This is a genomic window from Mesorhizobium sp. M7A.F.Ca.MR.245.00.0.0, from assembly GCF_003997415.1.
Taxonomy (GTDB): Bacteria; Pseudomonadota; Alphaproteobacteria; order Rhizobiales; family Rhizobiaceae; genus Mesorhizobium.
In genome coordinates, this window is sequence record NZ_RZTE01000036.1 from 38,308 (window position 1) to 59,890 (window position 21,583).

At 59.5% G+C, this 21,583-nt stretch carries 12 protein-coding genes and 4 pseudogenes; 2 read left to right on the forward strand and 14 right to left on the reverse strand.

Annotated features, from left to right (window positions below; genetic code table 11):
* Positions 1–1,668 (reverse strand): ABC transporter substrate-binding protein, encoded by a 1,668-nt coding sequence (locus EOB80_RS26835; RefSeq protein ID WP_127330822.1) that lies wholly within the window; start codon positions 1,666–1,668, stop codon positions 1–3.
* Between the two features lie 379 nt (positions 1,669–2,047).
* Here EOB80_RS26835 and EOB80_RS35560 point away from each other — a divergent pair.
* Positions 2,048–2,168 (forward strand): annotated as a pseudogene (locus EOB80_RS35560) (IS256 family transposase); the annotation flags it as partial.
* A gap of 402 nt (positions 2,169–2,570) precedes the next feature.
* On the opposite strand, the gene EOB80_RS26840 reads toward EOB80_RS35560, so the two are convergent.
* On the reverse strand, positions 2,571–3,044 hold the full coding sequence (locus EOB80_RS26840) for a hypothetical protein (protein WP_126080660.1): 474 nt from the start codon (positions 3,042–3,044) through the stop codon (positions 2,571–2,573).
* A 252-nt stretch (positions 3,045–3,296) separates the two neighbouring features.
* Here EOB80_RS26840 and EOB80_RS26845 point away from each other — a divergent pair, with 252 nt between their 5' ends.
* Positions 3,297–4,304, forward strand: coding sequence for a hypothetical protein (locus EOB80_RS26845; RefSeq protein ID WP_126080659.1), 1,008 nt, complete (start codon positions 3,297–3,299; stop codon positions 4,302–4,304).
* Between the two features lie 780 nt (positions 4,305–5,084).
* Here EOB80_RS26845 and EOB80_RS34870 read toward each other — a convergent pair.
* The 12 genes and pseudogenes from EOB80_RS34870 to EOB80_RS26905 form a co-directional block, all read right to left on the reverse strand.
* Positions 5,085–5,984: a hypothetical protein gene (locus tag EOB80_RS34870; protein WP_245466449.1), complete on the reverse strand. Its 900-nt coding sequence runs from the start codon at positions 5,982–5,984 to the stop codon at positions 5,085–5,087.
* A gap of 565 nt (positions 5,985–6,549) precedes the next feature.
* Positions 6,550–7,991, reverse strand: a pseudogene (locus tag EOB80_RS26855) (NAD-dependent succinate-semialdehyde dehydrogenase); the annotation flags it as partial.
* Between the two features lie 64 nt (positions 7,992–8,055).
* Positions 8,056–8,841, reverse strand: a complete 786-nt coding sequence (locus tag EOB80_RS26860; protein ID WP_126080658.1) for an SDR family NAD(P)-dependent oxidoreductase — start codon at positions 8,839–8,841, stop codon at positions 8,056–8,058.
* 12 nt (positions 8,842–8,853) lie between these two features.
* Positions 8,854–9,870: a cyclase family protein gene (locus EOB80_RS26865; protein WP_126080657.1), complete on the reverse strand. Its 1,017-nt coding sequence runs from the start codon at positions 9,868–9,870 to the stop codon at positions 8,854–8,856.
* A gap of 15 nt (positions 9,871–9,885) precedes the next feature.
* Positions 9,886–11,592: an acetolactate synthase catalytic subunit gene (locus EOB80_RS26870; protein WP_126080656.1), complete on the reverse strand. Its 1,707-nt coding sequence runs from the start codon at positions 11,590–11,592 to the stop codon at positions 9,886–9,888.
* 122 nt (positions 11,593–11,714) lie between these two features.
* On the reverse strand, positions 11,715–13,487 hold the full coding sequence (locus tag EOB80_RS26875) for an ABC transporter permease subunit (protein ID WP_126080655.1): 1,773 nt from the start codon (positions 13,485–13,487) through the stop codon (positions 11,715–11,717).
* Positions 13,488–13,504: 17 nt separating this feature from the next.
* The gene (locus EOB80_RS26880) at positions 13,505–14,602 is read right to left on the reverse strand and encodes an ABC transporter ATP-binding protein (protein ID WP_126080654.1); all 1,098 of its coding nucleotides are present in this window, start codon (positions 14,600–14,602) and stop codon (positions 13,505–13,507) included.
* Between the two features lie 85 nt (positions 14,603–14,687).
* Positions 14,688–15,803, reverse strand: a complete 1,116-nt coding sequence (locus EOB80_RS26885) for an ABC transporter substrate-binding protein (protein ID WP_126080653.1) — start codon at positions 15,801–15,803, stop codon at positions 14,688–14,690.
* Positions 15,804–15,993: 190 nt separating this feature from the next.
* The gene (locus EOB80_RS26890; protein WP_126080652.1) at positions 15,994–17,157 is read right to left on the reverse strand and encodes a M20 aminoacylase family protein; all 1,164 of its coding nucleotides are present in this window, start codon (positions 17,155–17,157) and stop codon (positions 15,994–15,996) included.
* A 1,197-nt stretch (positions 17,158–18,354) separates the two neighbouring features.
* A pseudogene (locus tag EOB80_RS35565) lies at positions 18,355–18,724 on the reverse strand (transposase); the annotation flags it as partial.
* A gap of 513 nt (positions 18,725–19,237) precedes the next feature.
* A complete protein-coding gene (locus EOB80_RS26900; RefSeq protein ID WP_126080651.1) occupies positions 19,238–20,407 on the reverse strand; it encodes a Xaa-Pro peptidase family protein in 1,170 nt (389 codons plus the stop codon).
* A gap of 493 nt (positions 20,408–20,900) precedes the next feature.
* A pseudogene (locus EOB80_RS26905) lies at positions 20,901–21,583 on the reverse strand (hypothetical protein); the annotation flags it as partial.

A 21,583-nucleotide genomic window follows, 5' to 3' on the forward strand; every position in this document is an offset into this window, starting at 1 on the left:
TTAGATCGGCCTCAACCGATCGAACGGGAAATAGCTCCAATCCGATATCGCGTCCTCCGGTCCCCAGCCCTGGAAGCAGTCCTTACGATAGGCACCGAGCGTTAAGGGGTGACTCAGAATGATATACGGCGCCTCAGCATAGATGAGGCGCGCTGCCTGATCGACCAGCTCCTGGCTCCTCTTCAGGTCGACGGTACGGTCGACCTCAGTCAGGAGCGCGTCGAACTTCTCATTTGTCCAGTACGATCTGTTAGTGAGGCCGATGGACTTGCTACTGCCCAAGACGAGCAGGTCGTGAGGCGAGGAAGACAGCCAGTTGCTGGCGATTAGCAGATCCCAGCTTCCGCCGCCGTCCGTCGGCGCTGTCGTGCGGGCTGTGAGCGCACCGGAATCGAGCTGGGTCACCGACACGGGAATGCCAATTTGTCCCAGCCAGCCCGCAACAAGCTGCACGGCTGCAATCGGAATCTCGCTCACACCCGAAGCCTTTCCTGTGATTAGCTCAAGCTGTAAGCTCTTTCCCTCCTTGTCCTCCCGGACACCATCGCCGTTCGTGTCCCGATATCCGGCCGCGTCTAGCCGACGACCCGCCTCGGCTAGATCGAAGCGGCGCCTGATGTCGCTTAGGTCTGAGTAATAGTCGGCGGCTACCGGCATCACAATTCCGACACCAGGGTCTGCGTGCCCGCGGTAGGCGCGATCCACGATCGCTTTCTGATCGATCGCATAGCCGATCGCGTCGCGAAACGCTGGATCCTGCAGGGCCTTGGTGCTGCCCGCCCCCTTCCCGGAGGCCGTATTAAATGCCAGATAGTCCCGCTGCTCCACGCGAGATTCATAGACCCCGATATCGCTCTCCTTCGAGAAGGCAGCCCACTGTGCGGTTGTCACGCCCCCACAATCGAAGCTCCCACTCTTCAGACCCTGGGCAATTGGATCCTGCGTGGTGAAGAAGTGGATAATCATCCCGGCCGTCTTCGGCTGCTCAGTGCGAAAATACGCGTTTGGCGTAAGGCGCACAAATTGGCCTTGCTGAAACTCCGCAACGATCATAGGCCCAGTTCCCACCAGCGGCGGGTCGTTGCGAAAAGTGCTGCGCGCATCCGCGTAGCCGATGTCCTTCCAAACGTGCTCAGGGACCATTAGAACGAAGTTGTCAATTGGCCAGCGCGTAGGAGCCTTGGTCACGATCCGCAGAGTTTCGTCATCAATGGCCGTAACGGATGCGACTTGTTCCATGCCGTCTGTGCTGTTTTGGCCAATATTCAGCTCGTCTGGCTTGCCCACGGAGCCAAGCAGATAATTATAGGTGAACGCGGCGTCTCTGGCGGTGGCGGGTTGGCCGTCCGACCACTTCATGCCGGGCCATACCTTGATTGTCCAAGTGAGCCCGTCATCAGCAACGGCCCACGCCTTCGCAAACCCCCTCCGGTCAGGGTGTCGCTGGGCGTCAACGCCGACCAGCGAATCGTAGGACAAGACAAGCGGCCAGAACGAACTCCAGGTGGCGAATGGATTCATGGAATCGGGAGCACCCATCGAGCCGACACGCACAATATGGTCGCTACAAGACGAAGCGAACGCCCTTGAGTTAATGACCCACGGGGCAACCGATCCCACCAGCATTGCTTTGACGACCGCACGGCGATTCATAGACCAATCATTCATTCTGGTCCTCCTTTAAGCCTCGCCACGCCGCATTCCCGCACCTCGTCGCGCCCATTTGGAACTGATGGCCAGCGCGTGCACAAGGTAATTGGTGTGGCGGTTCCCCTTTATAGTCTTAAGTTAGATTTCTTCGACAGCTGCTGAATTGGCAAATAGAGACTCGATATAATCGCCATCTAATAAGTAGATGGCTAACGACTCTCCCCGCCCAGATGGACGCTTTCTGTCGACGGTGCAGCTCTGAAAATCGCACCTGTTGATTCCCCGGTAATCGACCAGCGCTGCCGCCAAAGACATTCTGCTTCCAGCCCCGCAGGTCCGCACGAAGTGATCCGTGCGGATGCAGGAGGTGCTCGAGGCCGAGATGGACGAGGGCGGCCTCAACGAGGAAATCCGCCGGCGCACCTGTGTCGTGCTCATCTTTCCAAAACATAGAGATGCCGCCCCCGTCAGGACATTGGCTGTCGAAACCAACGAAAACGGATGGCGCCAACCGCTAGATCAACATGGACGATCTGCGTGAGCACAAGAAACATGCTCTGCGCCAAGCCGCGCGACCAGCACCATGGCTGTCCCATTTTACTGATGGGGTGGATGCCAGCCTTCTCCGACGGCATCGCAATGTGCCAACTTGGTGGTGTTAGCGCCACGCAAAGGAGAGGCAGGCATCGATGGAAAAGTTACTATCATTGGGGTCGATCTGGGAAAGAACGGCATTCAGCTGCAGGGGGCGGCAGCTGATGGATCGGTTGTATTCCGCAAGAAGCTGTCGCGCCTGCAGTTTTGCAAGTTCATGGCGAGTCAACCGGCATGTGTCGTGGCAATGGAAGCGTGCGGCAGCTCCCACTACAGACCTGTCAGATGGCTCGGCTTGGCCATGAGCCAAGACTGATTGTCCCGGCCTATGTCCCAAACCGTCCGTCAAGCGGCAGAAGAACGACGTCGCCGAAGCGGAGGCGATCGTCGAAGCAGCGCAACGACCGACAACGCGCTTTGTCGAACCGAAGACCAAGGAGTAGCAGTCCCGGGCTATCGTGTTTCGCACCAGAGAGCAGTTCGTGAATCAGAGAACCGAATGGGTGAATGCGTTGCGCGCGCACCTCTAGGAGTTCGGTTATGTTGTTCCGCAAGGCATCGGCCACCTGCCACGTCTGGCAGAGATCGTCGAGGACGAGAGTGCAGACCTGCCGGATCTGGTCCGCGACATCTGCAGCGCTCTTGACCAAATCAAACAGTTGAGCAGCCGTTTCGCGGCATTGAAGAAGACGATCGACATGCTGTCCAAGCAAGCTGCAACATCTCGGCGCTTGCAAACCATGCCCGGTGTCGGCCCTATTGCTGCCCTTGGCATTTTCGCCACCGATGGAACCCTTCAAGTGCGGTCGCGATTTCGCCGCCTGGCTCGGGCTGGGTCCCTCGGCAGAAGTCAAGCGGCGGCATAGGCACAAGTGTCCCGCGCGGGCGCGCCGCGAGACACATAGCGCTTGCCCCTTTATTCGCACCGTCTCTTGGTGGCACGCGGATTGCATAGGACTCCGTGAAGGCGAGCGCGGATAAAGCGGGCTGTTCCCTCGAGAAAACAAATCCGAGCGAATGAAGTGCAGAACCGAACCATCAAGGAGTACGTCATGCGAGTAGCCGTCGTCCGGAATCGTGATTTTACAGGCGTGATCAACCGATTCGGTCAGCCTTATCCACAGCCCCCGCAGCCTTGGCCGCCCGGCGAGACAGTCGAAAGGGCGGTGGCGGCACTGCAAGATGGCGGCCATGAAACGCTTTTGTGTGAAGGCGACAAAGGACTGCTCAATACGCTCGAGCGCTTCATGCCACCCGATCCGCAAGCCCGCCCTTCAGGATTTGTTTTCAACCTGGCGGAGGGGATTCAAGGAGATTACCGTTTCACGCACGTTCCGGGCATGCTTGAGATGGCCGGCGTTCCATACACCGGATCGAGCCCACTCGGGCATGGACTGACGGACGACAAAGTTATCAGCAAGACGCTCATGCGCAGTTGCGGCGTGCCGACGCCGAACTTTCGCATCATGCGCTGCGGCACCGACAGCACCGGCGATTTGCGATTCCCACTTGTGGTGAAGCCGCGCCGTGAAGACAACAGCTTCGGTTTGCAACTCGTGCATGAGCCCTCTCAGCTGGCGCAAGCCGTCGAAATGATCATTGGGCAATATGGGCAGGATGCGCTAGTGGAAGAATACATCGATGGGCGGGAAATCCATGTCGCGCTGCTGGGAAACGGAAAACCCGAGGTGTTGCCCTTCGCAGAGATCGACTTCGGCGAACGCGAAATTGGCCTTTTGACTTGGGAAGCGAAGTACCTGCCTGCCGAGCAGGCGTCGACGATTTGCCCGGCGCGAGTCGGGAGCAGTCTTGCGACTTTGCTGCGGGATATTTCGATTGCAACCTTCCGTGCCTGCGAGTGCCGGGACTATGCACGCCTCGACGTCCGGATCGACCGCTCCGGCCAACCCTTTGTGCTGGAGATCAACACGATGCCTGGGCTCAGTATGCAATCCGAATATGTCCTAGCCGCAATCGCCGCTGGGCACAGCTATTCGAGCTTGATCAATCGCATCCTTGATGTGGCCCACAAGCGGTATTTCGGGATCGGCATCCCGTAGCCGGTCACGCGTCGAGTCGGCGCCCACTCGGTGCCCCATCAGCGTGGCAGCCGAGACGTCGCCAACCGATTTCGGTGCTGCGCCGAGTGCGAGGCGGCGGTGATGACGGCGGTCGACATGAGATGTTGGTCGCAATGCTCGACTGCAGAAACTGACCGCGATCTGGAGTGCGCTCTAGGGTTACACCGATCGGGCTGCGGTTTTGCTCGTCTGCCGGATGTGTTAATCCTCGATCGTTGCGGGCCGGGAGCCGCTGGACGCGGCCTGGCGGCGGCTTTCTGCGCTCGATTGCGGCGCAACGGCGACCGTCGGGGGGCATCGATCGCGCGGGCGATGGCGTAGCCGACGATCATGCGCGACCAGACGTCGAGAATGACGGCGACGTAGACGAAGCGGGCCGGTAGCGCGGCATAGGTGATATCGCCGACCTAGAGTTGGTTGGCAGGTCGGGACAATGTCCTTTTGCCAGATTGGAGTAGATCGGACTGCTATGAATGCTGTCGGTCGCGGCGACGAACCGGCGTCTGACCTTCGGTTGCAGGCCGTGATCGCCCTAGAAATTCCAGCTCCTGAGCCTGCTTGCCGATCAGCTGCGGCGATTCGCGCCTCATTTCCGTGATCAGAGCGGCCGAAGCCGTATGTTCATCGAACCACTCCACCTGCCTCTGCCAATCCAGACAAGGATCAGGGTGCGGGTGATGTCATGCCGTTCCCCCAAATGTGCAGCGTCTCGCCCGACAGATTTTCCTGCACGGCCAACGCTTAAAGGTGACGCTATAACTACGATGTCTTGCCATCGCTCATGGTCGACGTCGACTGACAGGCGTCGCTTGAGGGAGCTGGCGACCCGGCCGCTGGTGCCCATCGCGACGCCGTGAAGACTTTCACTCGCCTATCCAGATAAGCGCCTTCATCCCGGTCCTTCACTATTTCTGCGAGGGTCCGCTGATTGGTTTCGAATGATTCGGTCCACGCCGCGCTGGTGAATAACATTCGGCTCAGCATCACCGTGTCGAAAACAGGCAGCCCAGTCAACCGGCGTATGATCGGGGACACCAGAGGGAATGCGGTACATTCACACAGAAAAGCCGCGATGTGCGGATATCTCCTTCTCAGTCGCGTGACGCACGCCGTGACATCGTCCTCGATTTCAGACACTAGCGTGCGCCGCGGCGGGCGCTGCATTTCGTTATCCAGGAGCTTTCCACCTTCGATACCGCCGACCACTATCCGCGCACGCTCGGCCGGGTCGTCGATCCCGAATAGGCCTTCGCTGCAATGCGTGGAATCGGCAGTCAGTACCGCGAGCTTGGCGCCGGGTGGAAGCTGACGTAGCAGGGTCGGTATAAGCAGGAGACTTGACAGCGCCACGGGTACGTTCACCGACGCGGCCACCGCTGCCTGATGTCGGATGGCGAACCCACAGTTGGCGATCACGGCAACGGCGCCCCGTTCGACCAAGCGTTGCGCTGACGTGACGTAGGCCGGTTCAAGCGACGGATCGCCTCGGATGACGCGATCCGCCCAAGCACCCTCCACTGTCTCGATGATGATCGGAAAGTCGTAAGTATCTGGATTGAGCAGGGAACCGGGATACGTTTGCGGAGGTTTCTCGCCCGGCGCGAGCCCGCGCTCAAGCTCGAGAAAGCCTAAGGAGGCAGGAGGTCTATGTGATGTCACGCGGGGAACCTCGAGCAGTATTCTATATCATCATCATCGGAGGCAGCGCCGCCCTTGCGGGTGGTCACGTGCCCATGTGATCGCACTTGTGCCGGCCGGTCAAATATCGAATGCAGGCGGCACCATCGTGAGGCCAGATGGCTTTCCCGGCGACGTCGCGGCTGTCTCCCCGCAGCAAACCAGCCGCATATCTGCATAGCGACCGTTTCCCGGCATCTGCGGAGCGTCATGCGCGTTGGCGGCATCCGGCCGAAATAACGTCTGTATGTCCGGACGTGAGCTCTTACGGAATCGATTCTGTAATTCTGTGATTCAATCCGGACATGCAGATCGGCTACGCGCACGTTTCGACGGCCAGAACTTGGACCTGCAATGCTCTGATGCTCTGATGCGCGCCGGCTGCGAGTAGATCTTCGAGGAGACGCAATCCGGCCGGACCGGCAACAAGCGTCCCGCGCTCGAGGTCGACAGCTTGGGATCATCCAGACCGCTCATGACCTGCAGCAACGCGGTCCCTACCCGGCTTAGTGCAGGAGATAACTCTCTGCCCGGGATCCTGGAGGGACAGGCATAGATACTTCAACTCGGTGTAGTCCTCGAGGCCGTACTCGAACCTTCGCGGCCGATGCCGGACTGCTTGATGCCACCGAACGGCGCAACCTCGGTGGAGATGAGCCCCGTGTTGATGACGACCATGCCCTATTCCAGCGCCTCGGAGACACGGAAGATCCGGGATGCATCGCGGGTGTAGATGTAGGACGCGAGACCGAACTCGGTAGCGTTTGCGCGCTTGATGACCTCTTCTTCCGTATCAAATCGGAAGAGAGGCGCGACCGGCCCAAATGTCTCTTCGCGCGCGACCTTCATCTCCTGCGTTACATCGGTCAGGATCGTCGGCGTGAAGAACAGCCCACCTCTTTCGTGCGGTTCGCCGCCGGCGACGACTTGAGCACCCATTGCACATGCGTCGGCAATGTGCTCCTTCACTTGGCGGCGGCCTTCTCCTCGATGAGCGGTCCGATCGCCACGCCTTTCTCGAAGCCGTCGCCGACCTTGAGGCTCCTGACGCGCTTCGTCAACGCCGCCGCGGCGGCATCATTGATCCCGGACTGCACGTAGAGGCGGTTGGCGCACACACAGGTCTGCCCGGCATTGCGGAGTTTCGACAGGATCGCGCCTTCGACGGCAGCATCCAGGTCCGCGTCGTTGAAGACGATGAAAGGGGCGTTGCCGCCGAGTTCGAGGCCAAGGTTCTTGATCCGGCCGGAAGCCTGCCGCATCAGCGTGCGGCCAACCTGCATAGAGCCTGTGAACGTGATCTTGCGAACCTTGGTGTTCTCGCAGAACGCCTTGCCCACCATGACCGCGTCCTTCGAAGTGATCACCGAGAACAGTCCGCCCGGCAGTCCCGCGCGCTCGGCGAGCAGCGCCAGTGCCAGCGCCGAGAGCGGTGTCTGGGCGGCGGGCTTGGAGACGATGGCGCAGCCGCAGCAAGCGCTGGCGCCACCTTCCTCGCTAGCATCTCATCCGGGGAGTTCCACGGGGTGATCGCACCGACCACGCCGACCGGCTGGCGTATTACCATAATGCGCTTGTCGTCCTGATGTCCGGGAATGACGTCGCCGTAGGACGCTTGCTTCCTCGGCGAACCACTCGACGTAGGACGCGCCGTACAGGATCTCGCTGCGCGCTTCGGCGAACGGTTTGCCCATCTCGGCGGTGAGGACGGCCGCGAGATCGTTGGCATTCGCGACCATGAGGTCATGGAGGGCGCGCAGGACCCCAGCTCTCTCCTTGCCTGTGCGTCGGGTCCATTCCCGTTACGCGCGGTGCGCGGGGTCGATGGCCTGCTCCACCGTATCCCTTCCGACATCGGGGACCGACGAAACGACCGCGCCGGTCGAGGGGATTGGTCATGTCAAAGCGACGTCCGCCCGAAATCCATTCGCCGGCGACATAGGCGCGTTCGATCAGAAGAGAAGGAACGGCCAGTCCCTCCGGCATCATGGTAAGTACACCCATACCCAGAGCTCCACTTTCAAGTCTTGTAAGTATTCAGCCGCCAGGCGGATCAGATCATGAATGAGCCGCCGTTAACGTCGAGCGTGACACCCGTGAGGAAGGCAGCGTCTTCAGATGCCAGGTAGGCGACCGCAGCGGCGATGTCGTCACCGGTGCCCAGTCGGCCGACAGGAATGCTGGCGACGTAGGCCTGGTTAAGTTCGGCACCAGCCGCGGCAGCCATCGGAGTTTCGATGCGACCCGGCGCAATGGAATTCACCGTGATGTTCGCTGAGCCGACTTCAACCGCAAGGGTGCGGGCAAGGGCCATCATGCCGGCCTTTGACGCGGCATAGTGTGCTCCTGCAATCTCGGTTTTCGTTCGGCCGGCCACCGATGCGATGTTGATGATCCGGCCCCATTTCGCCGCCCGCATGTGGGGAAGACAAGCCCGGCAGCAGAGGAAGGCGCCTGTCAGATTTACTTCGAGAACCTGACGCCACTCCACGGCGAGCATCTCCTCAACCGTTGCCTTCCGTCCGCCGTGTTTCGGAGAGATTCCCGCGTTGTTGACCAGGATGTCGACCCGCCCGAATCGAGCCGATGTAGCCTGGACCATTCGCGTGACATCAGCGTCTGTGGACACATCAACGCGCACCGCCAAGGCCCGCCCAGTACAGTCCGAAGACAGGGTCGAAATGCTGGCGTTCAGGTCACTCTCGGAGAGGTCCGCCAGCACAACATTGGCGCCGGCGTTGAGAAACCGGGTGGCGATCGAAAGTCCGATGCCCCGCGCGGCGCCTGTCACCAGAGCCACCTTGCCGGCGAATGCGGTCGCGTGCGAAACCTGGTCCACGACCTACTTCTCCTACACTGTGGCGACGGGTGTCAGCGGCAAGCCGAACGAGCCGGGCAGGCGCAGAGGCGGAGCGGTAAGGAAAAACCGGCTAAGGTTATGATCTCTTAGCCACGCAGCCAAGTCCGATAGATACCAGAGCTCGTCAAGGCCAAGCTTGAATAGACAATGCTGGTGCAGCGGCAGGCCGGCGCAGTGGTCGCAGCCGTCCGGTACGCGATTCGGATACGCCTCCACCGCGAAGTTGTCGGCAACCAGCGCGGCGATACCGCAGTCGTCGATCCACCGGAGCAGCCTGTCGTCCCGCCCCTCTAGTACGGCGCAGGCATTGTGCAGAACACGCGGATCCGGGCTGCCGTCCATGTCGACAACAAGTTTGGCGAATCCGGTGTGAACGCACAGTATGTCGCCCGCCTCGACTTTAACGGACTGAGTCTGCATAGCACGCACTAGGGCATCGTAGCCGACCAGGGTTCGGTCCCGTCCATAGATCCTGCCTAGGTCAAGCAGCACGCCCCAACCTTGGACGCAGGTCTCGGCGAACTTGTCGATGCCTAATCGGCGCGCGCGAGCTCCGCCTTCGGCATCGGGTCCAAGAACATCCGTGCCGCCCCTGAAGCCATTATAATAGACGATCTCAGCGGTGCCGTCATCGTCGGTGTTGAAATGCTGCCCGATGTGGCTAAGGGCGTCCCACTGCGTCGAATATTGTGTGAATAGTGTCACGCTGTCATCGCAGGACGCGTCAATGTAATGAGTGTTCTCCAGATATAGGGGATAGTTCACCGCCGGCAGTCCCTGCTTGCGTATCGCCACATGACGACGCGGCGGCTTGCGGTTCGGATTGAGCGCAGTCCCGCCGGGGAGATCCAGTGGCAAGCTGAGGCAGAAAGCCCGGCCGGTCCTGATCTCGGCGGCCGCTTTCAGTCGGATGTCATCCGTGATCAGGTTGAGGCGCCCGACTTCGTCGTCGGCGCCGAACAGGCCCCGGTTTGCGCCTTCCGGCTTATTGTTCCATCGGTTGCCCACGTAACGCCATTCCGCTCAGTGATCCAGGGTCCCGGCAAACAGCGAAATCGGAGGATGCGCATCGGGATCCGTCATCACCTCGATGAGTGTCGGCCGCTCGGCGACGAGGGCTCGCTTGAGGACCTCCGGCAGAGCCGCAGCGTCCTCGACTCTTATCCCTTCGCAGCCACAGGCGCGCGCAATCGCCGCGTGATCAACCGCTGCAAAATGGCAGGCTGTGGTATAGGCCCCAAACTTCACGGTTTCTGCGTCCTTCTGGAAGCCGAGGATGCCGTTGTTCAGGACGACGACCGTCACCGGAATTCCCATGCGGACCATCGTCTCCAATTCGGCCCAGGAATGGGCAAAGCCGCCGTCCCCGACAAGCGCCACAACAGGTGCCGAAGGCCGCGCGACTTTTGCTCCAATGGCGAGCGGAAGGCCCCATCCGAGCCCGGCGAGCCCACGGGGTGTGAGGAAGCGCGTCCCTTCCCGTGGCGCTCGCAGATGACCGACGACCCACATCGATGAGTAGCTTGCATCAGCAGTGATGATCATCTCTGGCTGGAGCAGATTCTGCAGTTCCGCCATCACGCGTTCTGGCCTGATCCCTGCGGTTGCCTGCTTTAGAAGGGGTGCCCTGACCGTCTCGAACTGGCGCCAGGCATCGGCAATCCGCTCGGCCAGACCGGGGCGCGCCTGTGACCTTGCCTTGAGATCTTGGGTCTTGAGGGCCTGCGTGAGTGCTTTGAGGGTTTCTGCTGCATCCCCGACGAGGCGGACTGCCTCGTAGTTGCGCCCGATCTCCTGCGGGTCAAGGTCGATCTGGATGATCCTTGTACCCGGACGAATGAGGCGCCAGCTGTCGGTGCCGTTCTGGTTGTTTCGTGTTCCAACTTGCAGGATCAGGTCGGCATCCTCGACCAAGCTCCGCGTGAAGCGGCCAAGCGATGTTGGCCCTACGAGGGATCCGAGCACGCCGAATGAAAGGGGGTGGAATTCATTGACGGCACCCTTCCCCATGTTCGTCGTGAATACAGGGAGCGAGGCAAATTCCTGAAGGTTCGCCAGAGCCGATGGCGCGCCGGTGGAAAGGGCGCCCCCACCCGCCATGACCACCGGGCAATGGGCTTTCGCGATTAGGAAAGCCGCTTCGGCAATGCTGGCATCCGACGGCCGGGTCCGGTCGAGGGGCCAGGCGCTGAGGCATGCCTCGCGCTTGTGGGCGCTGGGCTGGGCTGTCTCGCGGAGCAGGTCAGCCGGCAGTAAAAGGACGGCAGGCCCCGGCCGGCCACTCGCCGCAGCCACGAACGCGGCGTCCACGTAGTCGTCAACCCGATCCGCGGTGCCAATACGGCGCGTCCACTTGGCGCAGGATGCGAAAAGCGCCAGGTGATCGAGTTCCTGAAAGGCATTCTTATCCACCTGCAGTCGCTCTACCTCCTGAATGAGAGCCACCACGGGGATGCTGGCCTTCAGGGCCTCGGCCAGCGGTGCAACGAGCAGTGCCGCTGCTGGACCGTTCTGGGCGGTGACCACCGCGACCTGTCCCGAGGCCCTCGCGAAACCATCGGCCATCGCACCACCCATATTCTCCTGGCGGTAGGCGATTTGACGGATTCCGATTTCCTCCGCAGCGAGGATCACGGCGGAAGGAAGGCTCTGACCGAATATGAACTTCACGCCGTGGCGCGACAACGCACGAGCGATTGTTACGGCAACGGTAGGTTCGATTTCTGTCATCGTGTTTCTTCCTATAGAGTTCTGAATGGTCAGGCGCAGAGTGACCGCGGCCCCAAGGCGCGTAACATGCCGTGCGGTTGACACGCTGGCACTGCCCGGGAGCCCTAACGAGTAGTGCGGATTCAGACCGCGGCGAGCATGCGGGCTGAGGCAGCTTGCATTCTGGATCTTGACCGCCACCAGATGAAGTACATGGCGACGAGCCAGAGCACGGGCAGAAGCATCAGCAGCGACGCCACCGCGGCGACGGTGGGGTCGATTTCATGCCGGATGTTTTCCCACATCTTTAAGGGAAGCGTGCGTATGGATAGACCGCTGACGAGCAAGGATATGACCACTTCGTCGAACGAATGGAGGAACGCAAAAACCGCCCCGCCGAGGATGCCTGGCCGGATCAAAGGCAGAGTCACCCTCATGAATGTCCGGAACGGCCCGGCCCGCATGCTCTTAGCGGCTTGCTCAAGACTAATGTCAAAGTTGGCCAGCGTTGCCGCGACGACAACTACGACATAGCTCATAGCGCCAATGCTGTGCGCCAAGACGATGCCTGTCTTCGATCCGACTAGGCCGAAGGATACCAGACCAAGGTAGGCTGCGATGCCGACCACGATCACCGGAAAGGTGATCGGTGCTAGGAGGACCAACGTGAGCACGTTGCGCAGCATTGGCGCGCTGCGACTGAGTCCATAGGCGGCCAGCGTGCCGAGTATGGTCGAGATTATGGTTACCGAGATTGCAATTTCGAAACTGCTCAGCGCGGCCCCGTTCCACGACGGATCGGCAAAAAACGAACGATACCATTGCACGGAAAAGCCGGATGGAGGGAATTCCAACTGCGTTCCGGCGCTAAAAGACACGATGATCACCACCACGCCCGGGAAGAGGAGAAAGAGTAGGGTGAATATGACTACCGTGATCCCTATGAACCTCCACACATGGGTGGCGTCGCCAGCGCGGTAAAGATGCATGTTCCAGCGACGCGCCCGCCGAAGCGTGCCGAGCTCAGTGAGATGTCGCACCAAGGCCCCCGCTGCGGGAAAACGGTTTCGCCGATCCGACGCAGCATTGCCTTTGGGGCCGGCCGGATTGAGTCTGAGGACGGCGAGCACCGTCATCGCGATCGCGAGGAGAATAAATGACGCTGCCCCTATCCGGCCGAGATTGAATGAGCTTTGCACCTCAGCCGCGATGAAAGTCGAGAGCATGGCATCGCGCAGGCCACCAAGGGCTGCGGGCGTGATGTAGAATCCGAGGCTCAGGATGAAGACGAGCAACGCACCACTGCGTAAGCCGGGCAGACTGAGCGGTAAGAACACGCGCCAGAAGGCCGAGAACGGACGCGCGCCCATGCTGCGCGCGGCTGCCACTTGCGACTTATCGATGCCGAGCATCACGCTCACTAGCGGCAGGATCATGATCGGCAACATGATGTGGACCATGCCGATATACATGGCCATACGGTTGTAAATCAGAGGCAGAGGACTGGTGATGACGCGCAGATCGAGCAGCAGGTTATTGATAAGGCCGCGGTCACCTAGGATCATGACCCAGGCGTAGGTTCGGGCCAGCGAACTCGTGAGATACGGGATCAGGACGAGGATGACCAAGACAGACCGGACCTGCTTCGAAGCAGCCGTGATCAGGTAGGCCGTCGGGTAGCCGATGATAGCGCAGATGACCGTGGCTACGATGCTTACCTCGATGGTCTGGATGAGGACGCGAACGTTCGCAGGATGCACGAAGAACGTCACGTAATTGACGAGGGAGAGCGCGGGGGCGTTGATGCTGTTTAAGAAGAGCTGGACGATCGGTATGGCAAAGACGAGTAGCAGGAGGCAGAGCGCCGGAAAGGTCAGCACAACAGAGGCCCGCGTAAGCTTTTGTAAAGTCAACATCTGCGAGTCCCCTGAGATCACGTCGTGACGAAGCGGATGTCCGATCTCAACCAGTCGAGCTGAATGGTGTCCCCGATCTGGAAGATCTGACGCCCCGCGGCGACGTGTTCGCGTATGACCACGTCGTTATCGCCGACAGCCACATGGTATCTTCGCAGCGGGCCGGCATAGATCATATCGGTCACGGTGCCGGCGACATGCTGGCGCTGATCGGCGTCGGCACTCTTCGTGGCGCCAGGGGCGGAGATCCGTATACGTTCCGGCCGGATCATCGCGACGGTGCCGTCCGGTTGCGGCGTATCCGACTCAACAGCGAATGACGGATCATCGAGGATGTTGGCGTCCCCAAGGAAATTCGCGACAAACCGGGAGACAGGACGGTCATATAGCGCCTCAGGCGTGTCAGTTTGCTCAATTCGTCCAGCGTTCATCACCACGATCCGATCGGAAAGCGTGAGCGCCTCCTCCTGGTCGTGTGTGACACACACCGTAGTGATTCCGAACTCTTTGTGAAGCCCCTTGATCTCACCCTGCATTTGCTCACGCAAGTTACGGTCTAGTGCTCCCAACGGCTCGTCTAGCAACAAGATTGGAGGGTCGGCTATGAGGGCCCGGGCGAGCGCCACGCGCTGCTGCTGCCCACCGCTGAGCTGTGATGGCATGCGGTCACCCAAGCCGTCCAAATGGACACGTGACAGGATGCGTTCGGCTCTCGCGGCCCGCTCAGCCGACCTGATGCCGCGCATCTCGAGCGGAAATTCAAGGTTGCGGCGAACGGTGAGGTGCGGGAAGAGCGCATAGCTTTGGAAGACGACGCCCTGATCGCGCCGATAGGAAGGTACCGAGGCGACGGACTTCCCAGCGATGCGGATATCACCTTCGGTAGGCGCCTCGAACCCCGCCAGCAGCATGAGTGTCGTCGTCTTGCCAGAACCGCTCGGACCAAGGATCGTGAGGAACTCGCCGCGCCCAACGGTCAACGACAGGCTCCTGACCGCAATGACCTGACCGTATAATTTGGTGACGTTCCGAAATTCGATTTGCTCGGAAAGAGCGAGTTTCTCCAATGGTCTATCCTTAGCTAGCGGATGCAGCGTTCTGACTGGTGCATTCATGTTCGTCACTCCAAGCCGAACGATGACGTGCTGGTTCGGTGCGGCACGTCATCGGTAAATGCCGTCGCAAAAGGCCGACAGGGGCTTAAAGCAGGATCCACTCGTTCCAGCGCTGGACCAGCTTTTCGGTGTTCGTGAGCCCGTCCGATCCCTTCTCGGCGTACCATTTCGAGTCGATTAGCACACTTGACCTCAGGTAGTCGGGGTGGCTGGCCAGCGAGCGCCCAATATCTTCCGGTAGAACCTTGAACGCGTTGAGGTTGCTCGGGCCGAACGGCATGAGTTGTGAAAATGCTGCCTGACGGTCGGCGCGCGCGGTAAATGCGACAAACTGTTGCGCAGCGTGCGCGTTAGGAGACCCCTTCACAATCTGCCAGTAGTCCCAAGTTATTTTCGCCTGGTTACGATTAATTTCAAGCGGTGCTCCCTGCTTGATCAACGTGCCGGCCCTACCATCATAGGCATTTACAAGATCTACTGCCTTGTCATGCATCATCTGCTGGATTTCGGACCCTGTTCCCCACCATTTGCGAATATCGGGCTTTATTCTGTCCAAACTTTTGAAAACACGATCTAGGTCCATAGGATATATATCCTTTGGATTTACGCCATCGGCGAGAAGGGCTTCCTCCCAAGGGCCTTCTGAACCATATTGGCCGCTGACAAGACTGCGGACACCCGGGAAACTGTTCACGTCCCAGAATTCCGCCCATGTGGTCGGCCGCAGCTTACCCGCTGGGAATTTTTCGGTATTGTAGACCATGACGAACGCATAAACTACGTTAGCTACGCCAAACGGCTGCTTTGCGAAGTCGGCGAGCCCGTCTAGGTCTTCATTCCTGTAAATAGAATAATCGATCGGCTCAAAAAGACCCTTTTGGGACAACTCGAACGAAGATCCCTGGTTAGCGGTGACAACATCGACGGTGACGTTATTCTGCGCAACCATCATCTCGATCGATGCCCGGTCGCCCTGATCGGTAATCGGGGTCATCTTAATGCCTGTTTCGGCTTCAAATGGTTTTACATAGGCCTCAATCATCGCCTTTCCGGTATCGCCACCGTAGACAAGGACGCGCAGTTCGCCAGGAGTCTGCGCCGATGCCTTGTTACTGGCAATGGAAGGAAGTGCGCCGGCAGCCAAGGCGGTTGATGCTGCCTGCAGGAAACGCCTGCGGTTAATGATAATAGAGAAGCTCATGGCCATTCCCCTTTTTTAATGTTGAGCATAATTGAATATGCAATTTTCGCCGACCCAGCGGACGGCCGCAATCGAGACTTCGCGAAGTGATCTACGTGGCGGTGCCGACGCGGTCCTGTCCTGCGCGTTTCACGGTCAACTGAAGCATCTCTCGCCGTTCAGCCCGGTTCACGAGCCGTAACCCGACAAGTCAGGCCGCCAGAATCTTCTCGACGAGGGTTACCCAATAGCCCACGCCATACGGGATCGCCTCGTCGTCGAAATCGTAAGCGGGATTGTGCAAGCCCGGCGTCGAGCCGTTCCCCAAGAGGATGATCGCGCCCGGCCGCGCTTCCAGCATGTAGGCAAAGTCTTCGGATCCCATCGAAGGCTTGACGTTGTCGTTTACGGCGTCATGGCCCACGAGGCCGCGGGCTGCGGTGATCGCGAAATGTGTTCCGGCCGTGTGATTGAATGTAAGGGGTTCGAGCCGCCGATGCCTGAACTCAATTTCCGCGCCCATCCCGTGGGCCACGCCCTCGGCGCATAACCTGATCTGCCGCTGCGCCAGATCGCGCACGGCGGAGGTCAGACTCCTGACAGTCCCACCCATTTCGACCTGGTCCGCGATGACGTTGTAGGCTTGGCTCGCCGTGAACTTCGTGACAGAAACGACGAGGGCGTCAGTGGGGTCGGTGTTGCGGGACACCACGGTCTGGAGGGCAACGATGATTTGTGCGGCGGTGACCACAGGGTCGACAGTCCTGTGGGGCGAAGCTGCATGCCCGCCCCTCCCCTTGACGATGATGTCAAACTCGTCAAGCGCCGCCATCATACCGCCCTCCCGGATGGCGAACTGGCCAATGTCAGTGCCGGGTGAGTTGTGCAGGCCGTAGACCTGGGAGATGTTGAAGCGCTCCATGATTCCTTCCTGGACCATCTTCAAAGCACCTCGTCCATCTTCCTCGGCGGGCTGGAAGATCAAAGCCGCTGAGCCTTTGAAGTTGCGCGTCGCGGCGAGGTGTTTTGCAGCCGCCAATAGCATCGCGGTGTGGCCGTCATGGCCGCACGCGTGCATCTTGCCGGGTATCCGCGAGGACCAGGCCTTGTTCGACGCTTCCAGGATCGGCAGGGCATCCATATCGGCGCGCAGTCCGATCGTCGGCCCCTCCCCGCCCTCACCCTGGATCAGGGCAACCACGCCGGTCTCGGCGATGCCCGTCTCGATGTGATTGATACCGAAGGAGGCCAGCTTCTCAGCAACGAACTTCGCCGTATTGTGCACCTCGTATCCCAGTTCCGGATTCTGGTGCAGGTAGCGGCGCCATTGCGTGGCTTCTTCCTGGAGATGTCGGAAAGTGTCGACGCTGTACATCTATTAGTTCCCAGCTTTTTCTGTCCTAGTGCCTTATTTAAGCGAGCATCATTCCGCAGCACGATTTCGTCAAATGCCTTTTGTGTATCATCGACATCTAGTAACGAGATGGACCCGAGGCTCGCTTTTCAGCACAGAGGTCGGTCCCGGCCAGCACATGCTAGGTCGCCGTGGGGCAAGTCGGTTACGGAACTGACCCTTGGATGTCTGCGTCCTCGCGCGTCGGCCCGGCCCACCGAATTAAGATCGTGAGGCCCTCTCTGACCAGATCATCCATGACAGCGTGGACCGCGGCCTCGGCGATGGCACTAGTCACGGGGCGGCGGAAGCTAGGATTTCCCTCCGACATCGAGCATAATCAGGCTGCGATCGAAAAAGGGTCCGGGAAGCAGCGTCATTGTCGCAAATCACAGCATCGATGATCGCCGTCAGGTGGCTAGGGCAATTGTTTGGTCGTGATCGATCTTGTTTCGTAGGCGACCGGGGTTGTCCCTCCGGAGATAATGAAGTCGGCCATGACCGGGTAATTTCAGCAGGGAGAAAGGGAGCGCGTTGAATGCATGTCCCCCTGCGGGCCTAGGCATGAAGAGGTCGTTGCCTTCGAGGCCGCCCAGTCCCGCTGACGCGTTGGCAAATTGGTCGTGGTTTAAGGCCGGGGCGAAGAACGTCGCCAATCGGCGAGGGACGCAAAAAGCCATTGTCGCGCTTGCCAGAAGACTGGCGGTGATCATGCCTCGCACGTGGCTGGACGCCACCGAACTTCGCTGGAAACGGCAAGACACCATGCTTGCGGCCACCTGACCCAATTGTATGGACCGGCTGCTGATCGCAAGTGAGGCGTGGAGGATAGCGGAAGTCGCTCATATGTATCCGGCCCTTTTGGTCGGCTCGCGTGTCATGGCCTTGATGGGGAATTCGCACGCACCGTTAATCTCATTAGCGGATAGGTTGCCAGGCAACCATTTGGGTCAAACAGATTCCGGGTGCGTTCATATTCGCTCCATGCTTCTCGCGCACTGGGGGGTGGCGGTTTAGATGGCCGTCACCTCGTTTCGGTGCTGCCGAATGTCCAGCCATTGCGCAGCACGGTATTGCCGTGCTGCCCGGCGCGAGAGCACTTCGCAACTCGCAGTTCGCAATCCTGGAGAACCGTGCCGACGAGATATCGCCGCGCATGAGCGATCCGATCGTTGGACTCTACGAGGACTGGCTGTGGCTCGACGAGCTCATCGAAACGGTCAGCCAGGAGATCGAGGAGATCAGCCAGAACGAGGCGAACTGCCGTCGCCTGATGAGCGTGCCGGCGTCGCGCCGATGATCTCCTGGTCGCGGCGATCGGCACAGCGAAGCCTTCGATCGCTGTCGGGACTTTGGCGCTTCAGCGATAGCCAGTGCCGTGGCGAGCTTGCTGCGATGAAGCCGCGGCGCGGCATTCTGCAGCCATGCGCCGAAGCTGGCCGCCTGGATTAACAGAATTCGCAGATAAGCGGCTTCCTGGTTTTGAGATGCGGCGGACAGTCGGCTTCCCTCCGGTACTGTATTGCCGTGGCACGAGGCCAAGCCATGCGCCTGTTCGATGAGGAAGGCACGGATCTGGAAATCGTCGCGGTGCGCCGCGAGACCAGCCGCGATCGCAGCCATCGGGCTCGTAGCTCCATCAAAGCCACGTCGCGCACGCGATGACCTGCCGGCCAACACGACCGGCCAGTCCCCCGCGGCACAGCCGAAGCCAAGTCAGGACGAGGAGATGGTCGCCAACCGATCGAACAATCGAATAGGACATGAAGCACTAACAAGCTTGACCGCAATCGCTCCAGAAGCCATCGCAACTAGTGTCACCTCAAATCCGCCAACTGGCGGACAGAAGTCCTTCGGAGGGAGTTCGCTACGGTCCACGTGCTGATCGCATCATTGAATCAGACGCCGAACAGATCTTTCCGCCATTCTTCTAATCCCAAGAGCCAATCCGGAGAGAAGCAAGACCCTCCGGAGGACATCAAAACGCCGGCGATTCGGACAACTTAGAAGCGCCTGACATCAACACGATCGAATAGATAGGCGACCGGACACGATTGCCCGTTCAGATTTCGAAGATCTTCCGCGGCGTGTTTGTGATTACCTCAGCGCCGGTGCCGGCGACCCGGAATGTCTCGCTGATCACGTAACCGAAGTCGTCCTCAATCCAGTTGCCCAGCATCAAATGAAAGGTCATGTTCGGCTTCAGCTCAGTCGTGTCGCCATCCCGGAGGCTTGCAGTCGGTTCGAGCCAGCCAATGCCGTGCGCGTAGCCGCAGCGCGTTTCCTTTTCGAAACCGTGTTTGCGGAGCGTCTTGTAGAACGCGTTGGCCACTTCGCTGCACGTTGATCCCGGCCGGACTGCGGCGAGTGCCGCCTCAAGGCCTTCGACCTGGGCCTCATGAATGCGGCGCAGGCGTTCGGACGGGGCGCCGATCGAGAAAGTACGCATGAGGCCCGCGGAATATCCATGGCGAGTGCCGCCGAGTTCGAGATTGATCTGGGACCCGTCGCGGAACACGTCCCCCGTCCACGGAATGTGACAGGTACCTATCCGAGGCGAGGCGCAGAGATAGAAGGCCTTCAGCGCCGTTCCCGGCTTTCCATTCGCTCCCCGGATTAACGCCGCCGCGATCTCTGCCGCCGCGTCGGCTTCCGCTACACCGGCACGTATGACTTCGCTGGCGCGCTTCATCGCGGCGTCGGAAATGGCGGCGGCTTCCCGCATGACTTCTATTTCGAGATCGGATTTGACTAGGCGGAGCCAGCTGACAAGCTTGGTGCAGTCTACAACGCGAGCCTCAGGCAGCCGTGACTTGAACTTTTCCGATGTCGCTGCAGGCAGGCTCGACATCTCGATACCCAGCCCCCGTTTCGCGAGACCAGCTTCATTCAGGAAGTCGATGACGGCATCGTATCCGTCGTTGGCTAGATTGCCAATGAGCGCTTCCGGGTAGCCGATGATCTTATCCTGTTCCATGAAACATTCGTACATGGCCGCCGGCGCATCGCAACGACGAAGGATGAATGTCGGCTCCTCAGCCACCCCGTCAATCACAAGCGCCTGAGGAACATATCCGGACGGCGTGGTATAGCCTGAAAGATAAGTGATATTGGAAGCGTCCAAAACGAGCAGTACGTCCACGTCGCGTCCCTCCATTTCAGCCTTCACGGCGGACAGCCGGCGCAGGTATTCAGTGCGTGGAAATGCCTGTACACCCTTTGGGATCGTCATGAGTCTACTCCATTGATTTTTGAGGTTTGCATTCGCGCAACAATGACACAGCCTCCGCTAAGACTGGCCAGCACAATCCGGTCGCTGAGGCTTGATCGTCCTGTGCTTGTTGTTCAACTCGCGGCTAGAGAAGTCAGACGATTGAACGCCCAGCGGCCATGGTCAAATGCAGTTTCCATATCGACGTCATCTGGCTGCAAGATGTCTCCGAGAGACTTGTTCAGCAGGTGGCGGCCGCCTGATCAAGCGAAGCCTAGCTCGCGCAAAGCCCCTTTGGAGCGCAGGTAATCAGTCGCCACTCACGATCGTGTCGCGGAAAGCAAAGCACGAGGCTTCTGTGAATCAGCAAAAATCAACCGATCGCGATTCGCCACGGATCGCAAAGTATAGCTATGGCTCCGCATCTCTTTCGTGCTCTCAATCGCACCAATGTTCGGCAACGATCACTCTTTGGCTGGGACATCTGCGCTGGTGCGGAGAGACGAGGAACCGATTATTGTTCCTGTTCAGTCGGAAATGGTGTGATCGACCAGTCGATTAGGTCGATGGCTTGCTGGAGTATCGACTTTGTCCGAGAACGGTTGGATGAAACGGCGATAATGTACCCCATGGAGTCTCGGTAATCGCCCTTCCTGATGATCGGCGTCTTGGGCTCAACATAAAATTTGACTTCGGCGACACCCGGTACAGCAGCAGCCTGACTGCCGCCATGGATCCAATCGAGGATGCCATCGCGATCAGGAAACAATGAGCGCCAGGCCGCGATATGTGAATGGCTTTTGCGCAGGTTACATTCGCGACCGATGACAAGCTTGATGTGTTCGGTGACGAGGTCGACTCCGTAAGCCAGATGAACCGGTTGAGGACCACCACCAAGCCGCGGGTTGACTTCAATAACGACTGGACCACGTGTCGTCCATCGGAATTGGATACTGGTTGGCCCCCAGCCAAGGCCGAGAGATCGCAAGCAACTCAGCGAAACATCGGCCATAAGTTTGTACTCGTCATCAATGAGCGGGGCTGGGAAGGTTCCTTCACTACAGACGAAATGCGGCTGGCCGCCATATACAGCAGCCTCTATCCCAACGATTTCATTTCCCATTGCGTAAGCGCCGTAGTCTGGACCATTCGCGTATTCTTCAACAAGTATCCTCGGTGAAGATCGCCAAATATGCT

Bases quoted from the DNA above. Each gene is read 5' to 3' on its own strand.
- EOB80_RS26845 (WP_126080659.1), top strand. From the start codon at position 3,297: ATGCGAGTAGCCGTCGTCCGGAATCGTGATTTTACAGGCGTGATCAAC.
- EOB80_RS26885 (WP_126080653.1), bottom strand. From the start codon at position 15,803: ATGAGCTTCTCTATTATCATTAACCGCAGGCGTTTCCTGCAGGCAGCA.
- EOB80_RS26890 (WP_126080652.1), bottom strand. From the start codon at position 17,157: ATGTACAGCGTCGACACTTTCCGACATCTCCAGGAAGAAGCCACGCAA.
- EOB80_RS26875 (WP_126080655.1), bottom strand. From the start codon at position 13,487: ATGTTGACTTTACAAAAGCTTACGCGGGCCTCTGTTGTGCTGACCTTT.
- EOB80_RS26835 (WP_127330822.1), bottom strand. From the start codon at position 1,668: ATGAATGATTGGTCTATGAATCGCCGTGCGGTCGTCAAAGCAATGCTG.
- EOB80_RS26870 (WP_126080656.1), bottom strand. From the start codon at position 11,592: ATGACAGAAATCGAACCTACCGTTGCCGTAACAATCGCTCGTGCGTTG.
- EOB80_RS26880 (WP_126080654.1), bottom strand. From the start codon at position 14,602: ATGAATGCACCAGTCAGAACGCTGCATCCGCTAGCTAAGGATAGACCA.
- EOB80_RS26900 (WP_126080651.1), bottom strand. From the start codon at position 20,407: ATGACGATCCCAAAGGGTGTACAGGCATTTCCACGCACTGAATACCTG.